14 protein-coding genes are annotated in these 15,005 nt (G+C 47.0%); 10 read left to right on the top strand and 4 right to left on the bottom strand.

Annotation, left to right across the window (positions count from 1 at the left end):
* Positions 1–3 precede the first annotated feature (3 nt).
* Complete coding sequence (locus tag KAI36_RS23060; protein WP_220026120.1) at positions 4–1,179, top strand: alanyl-tRNA editing protein; 1,176 nt, start codon at positions 4–6, stop codon at positions 1,177–1,179.
* 12 nt (positions 1,180–1,191) lie between these two features.
* On the opposite strand, the gene KAI36_RS23055 is transcribed toward KAI36_RS23060, so the two are convergent.
* On the bottom strand, positions 1,192–1,893 hold the full coding sequence (locus tag KAI36_RS23055; RefSeq protein WP_220026119.1) for a YoaK family protein: 702 nt from the start codon (positions 1,891–1,893) through the stop codon (positions 1,192–1,194).
* Positions 1,894–2,086: 193 nt separating this feature from the next.
* Positions 2,087–2,605 (bottom strand): DJ-1/PfpI family protein, encoded by a 519-nt coding sequence (locus KAI36_RS23050; RefSeq protein WP_220026118.1) that lies wholly within the window; start codon positions 2,603–2,605, stop codon positions 2,087–2,089.
* Positions 2,606–2,754: 149 nt separating this feature from the next.
* On the opposite strand from KAI36_RS23050, the gene KAI36_RS23045 reads away from it, so the two are divergent.
* The gene (locus tag KAI36_RS23045) at positions 2,755–3,147 is read left to right on the top strand and encodes a winged helix-turn-helix transcriptional regulator (protein ID WP_013312050.1); all 393 of its coding nucleotides are present in this window, start codon (positions 2,755–2,757) and stop codon (positions 3,145–3,147) included.
* Between the two features lie 169 nt (positions 3,148–3,316).
* Here the strand turns inward: KAI36_RS23045 and KAI36_RS23040 are convergent, their stop codons facing one another.
* Positions 3,317–3,652: a winged helix-turn-helix transcriptional regulator gene (locus KAI36_RS23040; RefSeq protein ID WP_023990392.1), complete on the bottom strand. Its 336-nt coding sequence runs from the start codon at positions 3,650–3,652 to the stop codon at positions 3,317–3,319.
* Between the two features lie 256 nt (positions 3,653–3,908).
* Between KAI36_RS23040 and KAI36_RS23035 the strand changes: the two genes are divergently transcribed.
* The 6 genes from KAI36_RS23035 (at position 3,909) to KAI36_RS23010 (ending at position 12,440) form a co-directional block, all read left to right on the top strand.
* A complete protein-coding gene (locus KAI36_RS23035) occupies positions 3,909–5,006 on the top strand; it encodes an FAD-dependent monooxygenase (RefSeq protein ID WP_220026117.1) in 1,098 nt (365 codons plus the stop codon).
* 83 nt (positions 5,007–5,089) lie between these two features.
* Complete coding sequence (locus KAI36_RS23030) at positions 5,090–5,854, top strand: GTP cyclohydrolase II (protein ID WP_071643101.1); 765 nt, start codon at positions 5,090–5,092, stop codon at positions 5,852–5,854.
* Positions 5,851–6,951 (top strand): bifunctional diaminohydroxyphosphoribosylaminopyrimidine deaminase/5-amino-6-(5-phosphoribosylamino)uracil reductase RibD, encoded by a 1,101-nt coding sequence (ribD, locus tag KAI36_RS23025; RefSeq protein WP_220026116.1) that lies wholly within the window; start codon positions 5,851–5,853, stop codon positions 6,949–6,951. The genes KAI36_RS23030 and ribD overlap by 4 nt, the downstream gene beginning before the upstream one ends.
* A gap of 620 nt (positions 6,952–7,571) precedes the next feature.
* Positions 7,572–10,490: a glycosyl hydrolase gene (locus KAI36_RS23020; RefSeq protein WP_220026115.1), complete on the top strand. Its 2,919-nt coding sequence runs from the start codon at positions 7,572–7,574 to the stop codon at positions 10,488–10,490.
* A gap of 352 nt (positions 10,491–10,842) precedes the next feature.
* Positions 10,843–10,980 carry a hypothetical protein gene (locus KAI36_RS23015; RefSeq protein ID WP_155252408.1) on the top strand — a complete coding sequence of 46 codons (138 nt, stop codon included), beginning with the start codon at positions 10,843–10,845 and terminating at the stop codon, positions 10,978–10,980.
* A gap of 341 nt (positions 10,981–11,321) precedes the next feature.
* Complete coding sequence (locus tag KAI36_RS23010) at positions 11,322–12,440, top strand: slipin family protein (RefSeq protein ID WP_220026114.1); 1,119 nt, start codon at positions 11,322–11,324, stop codon at positions 12,438–12,440.
* A 60-nt stretch (positions 12,441–12,500) separates the two neighbouring features.
* Here KAI36_RS23010 and KAI36_RS23005 read toward each other — a convergent pair whose 3' ends face one another.
* Positions 12,501–12,914, bottom strand: a complete 414-nt coding sequence (locus KAI36_RS23005) for a chemotaxis protein CheW (RefSeq protein WP_025722507.1) — start codon at positions 12,912–12,914, stop codon at positions 12,501–12,503.
* Between the two features lie 275 nt (positions 12,915–13,189).
* Here KAI36_RS23005 and KAI36_RS23000 point away from each other — a divergent pair, with 275 nt between their 5' ends.
* A complete protein-coding gene (locus KAI36_RS23000; protein ID WP_025722508.1) occupies positions 13,190–14,125 on the top strand; it encodes a DNA-binding transcriptional repressor DeoR in 936 nt (311 codons plus the stop codon).
* A 208-nt stretch (positions 14,126–14,333) separates the two neighbouring features.
* Positions 14,334–14,996 carry a deoxyribose-phosphate aldolase gene (gene deoC / locus KAI36_RS22995; protein ID WP_220026113.1) on the top strand — a complete coding sequence of 221 codons (663 nt, stop codon included), beginning with the start codon at positions 14,334–14,336 and terminating at the stop codon, positions 14,994–14,996.
* Positions 14,997–15,005: the final 9 nt, after the last annotated feature.

Here is a 15,005-nt window from a genome sequence, read left to right as displayed (position 1 = left end):
GGAATGACGACAAAATTATACTACACTGCTCCAAATCTTACGGAGTGGGACACTCATATTACACAGAGCATGGAAAGGGACGGAAAATATTTGGTTATGCTGGAGGAAACGGCCTTTTATCCGCATGGTGGAGGTCAGCCTTGTGATACAGGAACAATTCAGGGCATCCGTGTATTAGATGTTGTTCTTGAGGATGGGGACATTTGGCATCAGGTAGAACGTTTGCCAGAGGATGTAAAGATGGCCTGCCAATTGGATTGGGAGCGCAGATTTGATCATATGCAGCAGCATAGCGGACAGCACTTGCTGTCAGCGGTTTGTCTGGAGTTGTTGGGTGCGCGTACTGAAAGCTTTCATCTGGGACAAGAATATGCCACGATTGATGTGAACTGTTCGGATGTAACGCCTGCGCAGCTATCGGCAATCGAGCAGGAAGTAAATCAGCAAATCTATAGTAATCGCAGCATAAAAAGTTTTTTTGTAACCAGTGAGCAATTGAAGGATATTCCGCTGGTGAAAACGCCCAAAGTGACAGAAAATATTCGGATTGTCGAGATCGAGGGCATTGAATATAATGCTTGCGGCGGCACACATGTAGCTCAGACCGGGGAAATTGGGATCATTAAATGCTTAAAATGGGAGAAGCAGAAGGGGATGGCAAGAATCCATTTCAAATGTGGCGTTCGCGCACTCCAGGATTTTAACGATAGTGTTCAGATATTGGACGTGTTATCTACGAAGTTCAATACCGGGCGAAAAGATATTTTGACCCGATTCGAAAAGTGGGAGCAGGAGCATAAGCAGCTTAAGGCGCAAGTGGAGCTCCTACAAGAGGAAAATGCTTCGTACCAGGCGAAAGAGTTGCTATCTGCTGTGCAGGGGCATGTTCTTGCTCATGTATTCGAACAAAAATCCCTTCAGGACATGCAGCAATTGGCTACCAAGCTGACAGCTGAGCATGATCTGCTTGTTTTATTTGCCACAACAGCAGAAAACAAAATCATTCTGGCACATAACGGCACCCAGTCTGTTGCCTGCGGAGCATTTTTGAAAGAGAATCTGGGCGCGTTTCACGGTAAGGGGGGCGGTAGCAACCAATCTGCTCAGGCAGCATTCTCGTCCCGCGAAGACCTTTTGGATTTCTTTGAAACGGCCCAGCGGCAGTTCATTCAGGGCTGATGTAATGGAGGATTAGTGGCGTAGGGGAAGCTTCCACTTTTCCTCTTCTGTAAATAAAATAAAAGAAAAAATAAGTGCAACAACAGCGCCCCAAATGGCTTTATCTCCAATCGTCAAAGTCAGAAATCCCCCCAGCAAAGCCCCGACCAAAAAGGCTGCCAGGATGACACCATAACGCATTGCTCGAATGGCAGCGTTCGTGTCCTTGGTCGTTATGGCGACATACAGAGCCTCTGTAGCAGATCGGAGGTTGCCGGTGCTGACAGTAGAGGTGTATGGCACATCAATGAGCTTGCGGAAGGAAGTCATTTGTACAGAAGCGACAAACGAGACGATCACCACCACTACCGTATTGGGAACTCCTTGTGGAATCAATCCCACGATGAAAAAAATTGCAATTTCCAGTAAAAGAATAGCGCGGGCCCAGTCTGGAGTTAAACGGTGAGTTGATTTTCTTTTAATCCATTCTGCAACAAAAACGCCCAGTGAAAAGGCGATCAGGGGCGGGATAAAGGCTAACGCCTGAATCCAGTGCCCTTCAATGGCTTTGACAGCCAGCAGCACGATATTGCCTGTCTGTGCGTTGGCGAACACACCGCCTCTCCCAACATAGGTATATGTGTCCAAAAAGCCCCCTACTAATGATAGTAAGGCGCCCAGTCGTAACGATTCGGACGTTACCTGATGTAAATGGATTTTGCCTTTCATAATCACGGCATAAGCCTCCTATGCTAAAACGTCGATTTCTTTAACATAGCACGACAATGCAGATTCGACAATTGATTTGGACACTTCGGCACGGAAATGGCACAAAGAAACCGCATCCAGTCCCCTTTCAATTAAAAGGACGCGATGCGGCTTTTTGGAGTGCTGTTTAAAGTGCCCACCTAGAACCTCAAAGATGTGCTTATTGCAGGGCTTTGACAAGTGCTGCGCCGAAGTCCTGTGCACCATCTGGACCGTCGGCTGTAATAATGTCGCTATGCGCAACGACATGCTGTGCCACATATTCGGCTTGATGCGATTGGAGCTGGTCCTTTTGTACATCCACAGGATAGCATGTAGCCGTTCTACCGGAGAGTAGTCCGGTTTGAGCCACGGCTACAGAGCCTGCGCAGATGCCAGCCAATAAAGTCTTTTGCTCATGAGTTTGTTTCAGCAGAGCTTGGAGATCCGCGTTATTCCAAAGATAGTCATTCGTTCCTGATCCGCCGATCACAGATACCACATCATAATCAGCCAGCACAGCGTCAGTAAAAACAAGACCAGCTGTCGCTTTACCGTTGTAGTCACCCGTGATTTCGCCGGTTTTTGTACTAGCTAGCGTAACAGTAACGCCTGCTTGCTCCAGCGCTTCCTTCGGTTTAAACAATTCATCCTCATTAAAGCGCTCTGGGGGTATAATAAAAAGAGCTTTTTTACTCATACTTCATTCCTCCTTGAATGTGAAACGATATCTACTATTGTAGGATGGCTTCGTCAGGCTGTGAAGAATGCACTTTCAAGTACGGAGGTTACCTGCAGGTTACTATTAGAGTGCAAGACCATGATGATTTAGAAGGGGTTAATTGATATATGTCCGATACGCTAAGAGAAGAAATACGGGAGAAGATCGTCAACGGAGACTATAATTGCGAAAAGGAACTGACCCTTTCGGTCTTAAGCGGAAAGTGGAAGGTCGTCATTTTATGGCATCTGGGTGTAGAAGGGGCGCACCGTTTCAGTGACCTGCAAAGGCTGTTTCCGAAGCTGTCGCATAAAGTGCTGACCAATCAGCTGCGGGAGTTGATGGAGGACGGTATTGTGCACCGGGAAGTGTATCCCGAGGTACCTCCAAAGGTGGAGTATTCGATGACCGAGCTGGGGATGACGATTTTACCCATTGTGGAGATGATGTATGACTGGGGGAAAAAACGGGTGCAATCCATTCGTGAGGAAATGCAACGCAGCGGTGAGGGAAACGTTTAAATAATGGAATCGATATGTAGGTGAATCAATAAAGTTCCTTCATATGAAAAATAGAACGCCTTGCACTATGAGTACAAATTGTACTTAGAGCAAAGGCGTTCTTTGGCATGTTAGCAGTCTGTGTGTTTTTATCATGTTAGTTTAAGAAAAATAGCTGTAGCCCTATGGATCATTGCTTTTCAAGTGCTGGTAGAACCTCAATCCAACGTGTAGCCCAAGTACCGATATGGTCAAACAAAGGAGCTAAATCGCGTCCCTTATCTGTAAGAGAGTATTCAATCCGTACGGGCTTCTCAGGATAGACCATACGTTGTATGATTCCTTCTTCCTCCAGCTCTTTCAGACGGTCGGAAAGGACCTTTCCACTTAAATTAGGGATTGAATTCTCAATAGCGACGAAACGTTGCGGACCATTGGTTAGTTGAAATACGATCAACACCGTCCAACGCTTACTCAGTAGCTCCATAGCTTTTTCAAACCGTGGGCACATCTGCGGAATGTTCATGTGATCACCTCATGCTCCTATTATTAACGATTCACTGTTAAAAGTAAATGATTTTACTTTACATAAATTTATTACTTGACGAAATCGAATGATATAAATATACTTTGTTACATAAAGTAACTTATTGGATTCGATACGGAACTTAAGATGTAAATACTTAAAATTTGAACTTAATTTGATATTATTAATGATGTAATTAAATGAACAGGTACGAACTAATCGTTGAGGTTATGGCTTGGGCGTAGGGGGAAGTCAGATGAAGTTGGAATGTGAAGTGTGCGTAGTTGGAGGGGGACCCGCAGGGACTTTGTTGTCCTGTCTACTGGCGGAGCAGGGTGTATCCACGATATTGATTGAGCGGCAGAGCTTAGCGGGAAAGGCCTTTCGCGGTGAAATCTTGAATGATGAGGGTCAGGAAGTGATCCAAAGGCATAAGCTGCTCGAACAAATTCATGAGGACTATGTTCTCGCCTCCACAAGAATCGAATATTGGGAGCATCAGCAGCAAGTGAAGACGGTCAAGCCAACATCAGTAGATGGTAATGTAGGGGTTCATATTCCACAGCCTCGATTTTTGGAGGCTCTGCTCAAGCAGGCGTCAACCTACGAGTCTTTCCGTTACCTGGCGGGTACAACTGTGACTGCGTTGGAAGGTAACAGCGAGCAGGGGTACACAGGCTTGACCGCCCGCGATAAGAACGGTCATGACATCACGATTGACACTTCATTGATTGTAGGGGCAGACGGCCGCTATTCGACTGTGCGCAAGCTGGCGCAGATGCCAGTGACAAACATTCGACACGGCTATGATCTGCTATGGACGAAAATCACGGCACCTGCTGGGTGGGAGCCCGTCACTCGTCTGGCACGGGTCAACGGAGGGCAGTTGGCTTTATTCTCGCAGGCTGAGGGCTATATTCAAATTGGCTGGAATGTGGAGGAAGGCAGCTTTCCAACCCTGTTTAAGCAATCTTTTGAACCATTTATACAACGGTTTACCGAGGCTTTTCCAGATTTGAAGCATAGTGTGCATGATCACATTCGTTCATGGAAGGACTTCGTACCGTTGGATATTTTCAGCAGCCGCAGTGACACCTGGGCGCAGAACGGACTGGTCCTTATCGGAGATGCGGCGCATACCATGACACCTACCGGAGCTTTTGGCTTGAATGCAGCTTTGAAGGATGCCGATGTGCTAGCCAGTGAGCTTCTTCGTTTACGACAGAAGAGCTATACCGCAGGAGACCTAAAGGCGTTCGAAGACGGACGACGACAGGCTGTCACCGAGCTTCAGGAACGGCAGCTGACGATGGAATCCATGTTTCATGAACATTTCTTACACATAGTTCAATGATTTATGATCCTGACAATAACGATTAGCCTTTGAATAATTAGGCATTTTCTATATAGAGCTCATATAAAGGATGGTGCAGAGAGATGAACCAAAAAGATGTAGCTACGCTACTTAACGATAAAATTCAAACCGTTCGCGGAGAGCAATCTTCGACGATTTTGGTAGGACCGATCAAGCTGCCAGTTAATATGGAAGGAGAAACGGTTGTTTTTCAGTGGTACTGCTGGTTGCCTGTACGGGATGAGGAAGATCGTCAGGACTTACTGAATGCCACCGCTGAGACGATTGTGAAGCGATTGTCCACACTGGATTTGGCAGAGGGACAACAGTCAAGCGTTTTGGTGTATGGCGATCTTGAACAGTCGGAAAATGCATTAGTTCGCATGCATAGTATTTGCCATACTGGAGATATTTTTGGTAGCAAGCGTTGTGATTGCGGATTTCAACTCCACCAGTCCATGAAAATGATTGTGGAACATGGAACGGGTGCGTTGTTCTATCTGGCTAACCATGAAGGCCGCGGAATCGGTTTGTTTAGTAAAGCAATGGCTTATATTCTGCAGGAAGAAGGCATGGATACTGTAGAAGCCAATCATCAATTGGGTTTTGAAGATGATACACGCAACTATGCGGATGCCATTAGTGTGCTCCGTCACCTGAGACAAAAACCAGTAACCCTGATCACAAATAATCCCAAAAAGCTGGATGCCTTGAAGAAATCGGGTATGAATGTGGCGGGTCGCATGCCGCTCTGGGGCGATGTGTCGCAATATAATGAACGGTATTTGAATACAAAAGTGGAACGATCCGGCCATTTGCGGGATTCCGATCTCAGGGAGGTTCTATGACCACTCACGAAAAATATATGCGCCTGGCACTGGAAAATGCCAGAAGTGCTAAAGGGCAAACCGAACCGAATCCGCTCGTCGGATCAGTCATTGTCAACAACGGTCGTATCGTTGGGATCGGCGCTCATCTGAAGCCCGGCGAGCCACATGCCGAGATTCATGCGTTGCGTATGGCGGGTGAACACGCTCAGGGAGCGACAATTTACGTAACGCTGGAGCCGTGTTCCCATCACGGTCGGACAGGCCCGTGCGCGGAAGCCATTGTGAAGGCAGGCATTCGTCGGGTGGTGGTTGCAGCGCTGGACCCGAACCCGCTGGTTTCCGGCAGAGGGGTACAGATTTTGAAAGATGCGGGCATTGAGGTCATTGTCGGAGTATGTGAGCAGGAATCCATCCGCATGAATGAAGTGTTCAATCAATATATCGTGAGCAAGCGTCCTTTTATTACGATCAAATCGGCAGTAACACTGGACGGTAAAATTGCAACCCGGACCTCGGAAAGCAAATGGATTACATCTGAGGCTGCACGGGAGGATGTGCATCGTCTTCGTAACGAGCATGTGGGAATCCTGGTCGGTGTACAGACCGTGATTCACGATAATCCTCAGCTTACGACTCGTCTACCGGAAGGACGGAATCCGATTCGTATCATTTTGGATAGTAAGCTTCGAATTCCATTGGATGCCCGTGTCATTACAGATGGGGAGGCGCCTACCTGGATATTCACAGGACGCGTTTATGATGAAGGCAAGCGTAGCCAGTTGGAACAGCTGGGTGTAAAGCTATATACGACACAGGATGAAAACAGCGATCGGGTTAACCTGCCGCAAATGCTGGATATTCTGGGTGCGGCGGAGGTGTCATCAGTGTTCGTGGAAGGCGGAGCCGAGGTGAACGCTTCGTTCGTGCAGCAAGGGCTGGCAGACAAGCTGGTGCTGTATATGGCGCCTAAGCTGGTTGGAGGACGCGCAGCCCCGGGATTTCTCGGGGGAGAGGGCGTGTCTGCGATGAGCGATGCGGTGGCATTGCATGATTTGAGCATGACACAGGTTGGTGTAGACTGGAAACTAGAAGGGTATTTTGAGCGGGAAAAATGAGTGTTGTTTGCGGGGGAGAAGGCACTCCGCGAAGGGGTTGATCTTCCGATCGCTGTTGCAGTGGGATTCTTCGGATTGTATAAGACATTTAAAGGTAAGAATCCCACTGCAAAGGCGAACGCTTACGCTTCTCCAGATTCAACCCCTTCGCTCCGCTGCTGCCCACCACAAAGTCACTCATTTTCCCAAATGGTGTGGGGCATGGAGAAGGCAAAAGGACTTAAATACTCAAAAGCTCAAAAGCTCAAAAGCTCAAAAGCTCAAAAGCTCAAAAGCTTATATACTTAAAAGAACAGAGAATCTGAAGGGCTAACAGGCCTGGAGGATTCTTTTTTTATATACTAAACGTTTATTGAGGTGAATGGTTAATGGGATGAATAACTCATAGAGTGAATGTCTAATGGGGTGAATTCGAGATAACATAATTACGCATGCTTAGGTTTTTCGTCCTGGTTTCTTATGTATTTTTAGAGACTTTCGCCTCGTTTAGTTAGAATATAGAAATAAAAGGATTGACCTGGAAATTTAGATCAAGCACAATGAAGTTGAATTCAACTTGGAAGAGAAGGGAAAAGCCTTGCAGTGAAAGGGATTATAGAATTCAAAGGAGGATGTAGGTTGTGAAAAAAACGTTATTATGCTTGTTAAGTGCCAGTCTGATATTTTTAGCTGCACCGGTTTCTACTAAAGCCTTTTCGGGTGAGGTCACACAAGGCGCTGGCTCATATTCAACCACACTACCTGCCGGAGCAGCAACACCGCAAAACGAGATTTACAAAACAGCGAATGTAACCAGCCCAATGCCTACCAATGACTGGTGGAGCAGCCTCGCCTGGGTACCGTACTCCGAGGCTCAATATCCGCATCCCCTTGCCTTGAAAAATCAGCAAAACGGTTTACGCATCTTTAACCCGAGTGGGAAAATTACGGTAAATCCGGGATACATCGCAGGCTGGATGGATGATGTGAACGATTTTTCCGTCGGTCATTCTGTAAGCGCTTCATTTCCAGATGCCAAGGTGGACGGTTTCAGCGACTGGTTTGTCAAATCATTATTTCAAAGCGGCAGCAATAAAATGAGTGCTACCTATGGACACGGCTCCCCTTATGTTTTTTTTGAGTTTGGCGGTGGCAATCCCAAGCTTTCATTTAATGGGGTGCCAGAGGTTTGGTCTGGGTCAGCTAGTTCCCCTGTGCTTGGCATTACGGTTAATGGCTCACACTATGGTCTGTTTGGTCCTTCCGGCAGCACCTGGTCTGGCCTCGGAACGAGTACTCTGATCAATCAATTGAACGGGAAAAACTATTTTACAGTGGCGGCTTTGCCTGACAAAACAACCGCGACATTGGACAAGTTTCAGCAGTACGCCTATTCTTTCGTTACAAACTCCAAAGCACAGTACAGCTATAACGAAGCCTCTTCCGAGGTGACGACCACCTTTACTGTTGCAACAACAGCGAAGGAAGGCACACAAAGCGGTACTATTTTTGCCTTATACCCGCATCAGTGGAAAAATTCATCACAACCCCTGCTAGGGTATACGTACAATTCTGTACGCGGTCTGATGAAAACAGCAGAGGGTGCTTCTTTTCAAACGAAAATGAATTTTACAGGGGTACTGCCTTCCCTGCCCGACTTGGGGTCCTACGATAAAAATACGCTCAACAGTTATATAGACGAAGCGAAAGCGGAAGTCTACTCTGGCGATAGAGACACGTACTGGACTGGAAAACGTCTGGGCAAGCTAGCAGCGCTGGCGCCGATTGCCGACCAGGCTGGCAATACCGCAGCAGCGACCCAGTTCCGCAATGAGATCAAAAGCCGGCTGCAGGACTGGTTTAAGGCCAGTGACAGCTCGGGTAATCTGAAAAGCTCCAGTCTATTTGTGTATAACAACAATTGGGGGACACTGATCGGTTATCCCGACAGCTTTGGCAGTGCGGCAGAATTAAATGACCATCACTTCCATTATGGATACTTTATCAAGGCTGCAGCAGAAATTGCACGTGTGGACAAGAGCTGGGCATCCAATTCCCAATGGGGGCAGATGGTACAGTTGCTCATTCGTGATATCGCCAATATCGACAGGTCTGATTCGAAATTTCCGTATTTGCGTAATTTTGATCCCTATGCCGGGCACACCTGGGCTTCCGGCCATGCCAAATTTGGTGATGGCAACAACAATGAATCCTCCTCGGAAGCGATGAATGCTTGGGCAGGTCTTATTTTATGGGGCGAGGCGACGGGAAATACTCAAACTCGTGATCTGGGCATTTATCTATATACAACTGAAATGAATGCGATTAACGAATATTGGTTTGATGTGCATGGCACAAACACCCCTGCAGGGATGCAAAGCGCGACGGCAAGCATGATCTGGGGTGGTAAAACGGTAGGAAATGCAACATGGTGGACCAATAATGCCGCAGAGGTGCATGGTATCAACTGGCTCCCGATTACCTCGGCCTCCTTGTATCTGACGCAATATTCGGAGTATGCGGCTAAAAATTATAACGACCTGCTGCGAAAAAGCGGTGGGAATTTCAGTCCATGGGAAGATATTGTGTATATGTACAGAGCGATCTCGGATCCGTCCGATGCCAAGGCCAAATTCAGTGCACGCGTAGCGGCTATGGCACCGGAAGCGGGGAATTCCAAGGCGAATGCCTACTACTGGATCTACAATTTGGATGCTTTAGGCAACATCGACCGCAGCATCACCGCTAATTCACCTATTTATGCCGTATTTCATAAAAACGGTGTGAAAACTTATGTAGCCTACAATTTTACAAACCAGGTCAAAAAGGTAACCTTCTCAGATGGGCACACTATTACCGTGCAGCCGAATAGCTTTAATACCGGAAATGGAAGCGGCGGTGGCAATCCGCAACCTGATACGGAGGCTCCGTCCATCCCGGCGAATGTTCGAGCTACGACCAAAACGGCTTCGGCAGTCACTCTGGAGTGGGATGCAGCTACAGACAATGTTGGCGTTACGGGTTATATCGTTTATAAGGACGGGGCTCAGGCAGCAGAGATAAGCGGTACTTCCGCTTCAATTACAGGGCTGAGTGCAGCTTCCACTTACAGCTTTACCGTTAAGGCTCGCGATGCAGCTGGTAACCTATCTGCAGCAAGCAATTCCGTAGAGGTAACGACAGAGCCAGCATCTGGTGGTAATGAGGGTGGCGGAGAAACGGAGGATTATAAAGTAGGAGCTCGCTTTGTCAGCGATCATGAAGCATTGCTTCAATTTACACCCAAAACAGCCTCGGCCTATGTTGACGTGCATTATACTTTAACTGGTGGACAACAGCTCAATTACCGAATGACAAACAACGGCGGTGTCTGGGAGCAGCGGATTACAGACCTCGATATCGGGAAGGCTGTTAGCTATTGGTTTACCTATGAAAAGGCGGGATTGCAATACGAGACCCCTTCATTCAGCTATACACACCAGCAGACTGCTTCTACAACGACAGACGTTCCACAACTTCCACTACCGAGCGTTGATCCTGTTTTCGAAAAAACATCCTAGTGGATCAGGCTTAAGATACGAACGCGACAGTTAACTATAGAAAGAAAGACACAAGGGAAGCAAATACGCTTCTCCTGTGTCTTTTTTGTTTTTTTATAGGGTCGTAATACTTTCGCCATGTTCGTGAGTTCCAGGTTGCGCGATAATGATAAAGGCTGATACAGGAAGATATTACCGAGGCGTGGATTTCCAAAGGTCCCGCAGTGCCTGCCCTGATGGGGTCAGGTATCCTGTAATTCTGATGTATCCACCAACATTAGGGTTCAATTCCCAATCGCCTTCCACGCGACTTTTGGTAGAGTATTCGAATGATCGAATAAAAACAATGAAAAGACCCGGATAAGAGCATCCCATGTCTGGTCTCGATGACAGATACCGGGGCGATGGCTATGCGGCCAGCGGATACCGGAGAGAGCAAGCGCCGACAGGGTTCGAGGCTTCGGGGATACAGATTCACAGTCGATGTTGGGCTGATGAATCCCATCCCTAGAACACGGAAACAGGCGGTATCTTTCTTTTTCCTTAAGCTTGACCCCGCCGTCCACACCGAAGGGATGCTCTGCAAGGGTCCTAACCCTACTAAAAAAATAAAAATAAAAAATCCTCATTTTAAAAATGTGTGTTGACTATGCGCGAATCAGCAGAGCGGTCCATTTGAATCTGGAGAAGCGAAGCGTTCGCCTTTGCCACTGAATTTTAACCCTATAACGGGTTCATCAAATCCAAAAATTCAGTGGCAACAGCGATCGGAAGATCAAATGGACCGCGGAGCCGCCACACGTGGAAATGAACATTTTTAAGTTGAGGATTTTAAATACTAGGAGTGATACGATGTTTAAGAAGATAACGATTAAATCTGATGAGCGCGGGCTGCTGTTCAAAAAAGGAAGCTACCACAAGTTGTTGCACCCAGGAACTTATCTATTGAAGACATTTCAGCACGAAGCAGTTGAAATTTTGAATGTAGCCGAACCATTTTTTGTACCTGATCATGATATTCGTTTGTTTTTAACAGATCCCCTATTGCTTGAGCAATTGAATGTCATTGATGTAGAGGACCATGAATATGTGTTGCATTATGAGGATAATCGATTTGTGGAGCTGCTAACGGCTGGGAAATATGCTTTTTGGAACATGCTCAAGGAGCACCGTTTTGTTCGTGCAGACACTCGGCAGCCTGCAATTGATAAGGCATTAGGGCAAGCATTCTTGTCCAAGACACCGGGCTTCTGGAAGGCACTTCAGGTGGGCAGCTATGAATTGGGATTTTTATATTACGATAATGTGTTGCAGGGTGAGCTGAAACCGGGCAAATATTATTTCTGGATGTCCACAGTGAATACAGAGGTCAAAACGATAGATATGCGACAACAGCAGATGGACCTGATGGGACAGGAAATCATGACAGAGGACAAAATCACGCTGCGCCTCAACTTCGTCTGTCAGTACCGTATCATCGACCCGTTGCGGGCGTTGGAATTCCGGGCATACGAGGAACAAATGTACATTATGCTTCAACTGTTGTTGCGCGAATACGTTGGCACGATGAAGCTGGATGATTTGCTGAAAATGAAGCAGGAGATTGCGGAATATGTTTTGACTCGACTGAATGAGCAGAGCGGCGAATATGGAGTGACTTTTACGTCAGCAGGGGTGAAGGATATTATTTTGCCGGGGGATATCAAGGATATTCTGAATACCGTGCTGTTGGCAGAGAAGAAGGCACAGGCCAACCTCATCACAAGACGTGAAGAGACGGCATCTACTCGTAGTCTGCTCAATACGGCCAAGCTGATGGACGAGAATGCCACCCTCTTTCGTCTTAAAGAACTGGAATTCATGGAAAAAATCTGTGAGAAGATTGGCACGATTTCGCTGACTGGCGGGAATACGTTGCTGGAGCAGCTGAACACGCTGGTTCACATGAAAGAGGGGCAGGGACTCCAATAACTGAAAATACTCCCGAACGATGAGTGTAAGCGGGCTCAAGGTTCGGGAGTATTTTGCATTTTAGTTCGTCTTGGTGGATGCAAGAAAAGCGTCCATATCGATCACTGGAATGAGGGTACCCTGATGCTCCATCACAGTAGGGAACAACTCGCGCTGCCACTCTTCCTCATTGCTTTGTAGCTGACTGTCCTCGGCAGAAGCCGTGTCCTCCACCTGATCGACAAGCAGAGCAATCTTCGCACGGCTGAGCAAAATCATTTTGTCCTCGGAGGAATCGCTTGATGCAGGAAGAAACAGCTTTTTGCGTAAATTAAGGATCGTAAATACATTGCCGCGAATAGTCACCATTCCTTCATGCCACGCCTCGGAAAAGGGAAGCGGAGTTCCCTTCTTGGCATTCATGACTTCTTCTACTTCCACAAAGTTTAAAGCGAACCTTTTGTCCGCCAGACTGCACACAATAAAATCAGACATAGCAATTCTCCTTATATATTCAGATAAGCCATCACAGGTTGTGAATGAGCGGTAAAATGGGTTAACTATTGCGTTTTGACAGATGGAACGATAAAGTTGAGGATGCAGTAAAATGGTTGTAGTTAATCACAGAATATCACAAACGAGCAGTTAAATCTTCCAAAATAACAACCATTGGCCAAGGCGTGGCTTTGAGTTTCCCTTCATAATATAGTGTTTGGAACTAAGGCTGTGTCCGCTGGCACTACATTTTAAGATAAGCGGGTTGAGGTAGAATGGATCATGAAAAGCAGCGATTAAGTATCGAGGCAGCCAGATTATACTATCTAAACGACTACAGTCAGCAAGATATCGCGGTCAGACTCGGGGTTTCGCGTCCTACGGTATCGCGGTTACTTCAGGCTGCCAAGGAACAGGGATACGTGCGGATTAGTATTGTGGACCCGATGGAGGATATGGACGCGCTCGGAGAGCAGGTAAAGAAGAGATACGGACTGGATACCGTGTTAGTCTGTTATTCGCCGTTAAATGAATATCAGGAGATCAAGAAGCATATTAGCAAAAAAGCAGCCGATTATTTGCATGAAACGGTACAGGATGCTGATATTATTGGAGTGACATGGGGAACAACAATGCATGCCGTGGCGCTTCATCTCCAACAAAAGCAGGTCAAGGGTGTTGAGGTGGTTCAGCTCAAAGGAGGCGTGAGCCATTCACATGTCAACACATATGCCGTGGAAACAGTGAACTTGTTCGCAGAAGCCTTTCATACCATAGCAAGGTATTTGCCGCTGCCTGTGATTTTCGACAGTCATGCCGTTAAGAAAATGGTCGAGGAGGATCGGCATATCCAGCGTATTATTGAACTTGGCAAGCAGGCGAACATCGCGGTGTTTACGGTGGGGACGGTCAAGGAGGATGCGTTGCTGTTCCGATTGGGTTATTTTAACGGGGAAGAGCAGAAGCTACTGCAAAGAATTGGCAAGGGCGATATTTGCTCGCGCTTTTTTGACGCTGAGGGCAACATATGCAGTCAGGAAATCAATAGCCGTACCGTCGGGATTGATTTGCCTGATTTGCGAAAGAAGGAGAAGTCCATTCTCGTCGCTGGAGGCCAGCGTAAAGTGGAGGCCATTCGGGCATCGCTGCGTGGCAAGTATGCGAATATCTTGGTGACGGATCAGTTTACGGCACAAGCACTTTTACAATAGAGCAAGTCGTTTCAATCCAGCAAAATACACGGTTATGGCGTGTCCCTACAGGGTAATATGAATTGTAGGTGACACCTTGCGCATAAGCTTGAACATAATTTCAAAATGTATTTTACATATGTTCAAAGGCGTGCTATGATGGTCTCATCACAGAGAAATAAAGGACTTTTGTCTTTACACTATTTATCTAACGAAGGAGCTTTTAGATATGAACATTGCAGCATTAATCGACCATACATTGTTGCGTGCAGATGCGACGAAGGATGAATTTACGAAATTGACTGCCGAGGCAAAAAAATATCAGTTTGCTTCTGTATGTGTGAACCCGGCGTGGGTAGCTTATGCAGCAGAACAGCTCGCAGGCACAGGCGTAGCCATCTGTACAGTTATCGGTTTCCCGCTGGGAGCGAGCACGTCCGCAACGAAAGCATTTGAAACGAAAGATGCTATTGCTAACGGAGCGACTGAAATTGATATGGTTATTAACATAGGCGCTTTGAAGGAACGTAATGTACAGCTCGTCGAGCAGGACATCCGTGCGGTCGTGGAGGCAGCTGCCGGTACACTGGTAAAAGTGATTATCGAAACATGCCTGCTGACAGACGAAGAGAAGGTACTGGCATGTGAGCTGTCCGTCAAAGCGGGAGCGAATTTTGTGAAAACCTCGACAGGCTTCTCAACAGGTGGAGCTAATGCGGAAGATGTGGCTTTGATGCGCAAAACGGTAGGACCTGAGATTGGTGTCAAGGCTTCAGGCGGTGTACGCAGCCTGGAAGACGTGCAAAAATTAGTAGAAGCTGGCGCAAGTCGGATCGGTGCAAGTTCCGGTGTGAAGATCATCGAGGGCGAGCAGTCTACATCTTCCTACTAAGTTTATTTT

This window comes from Paenibacillus sp. S02, from assembly GCF_019454065.1.
Taxonomy (GTDB): domain Bacteria; phylum Bacillota; class Bacilli; order Paenibacillales; family Paenibacillaceae; genus Paenibacillus; species Paenibacillus polymyxa_B.
This window is presented reverse-complemented; position numbering and strand designations above follow the sequence as displayed.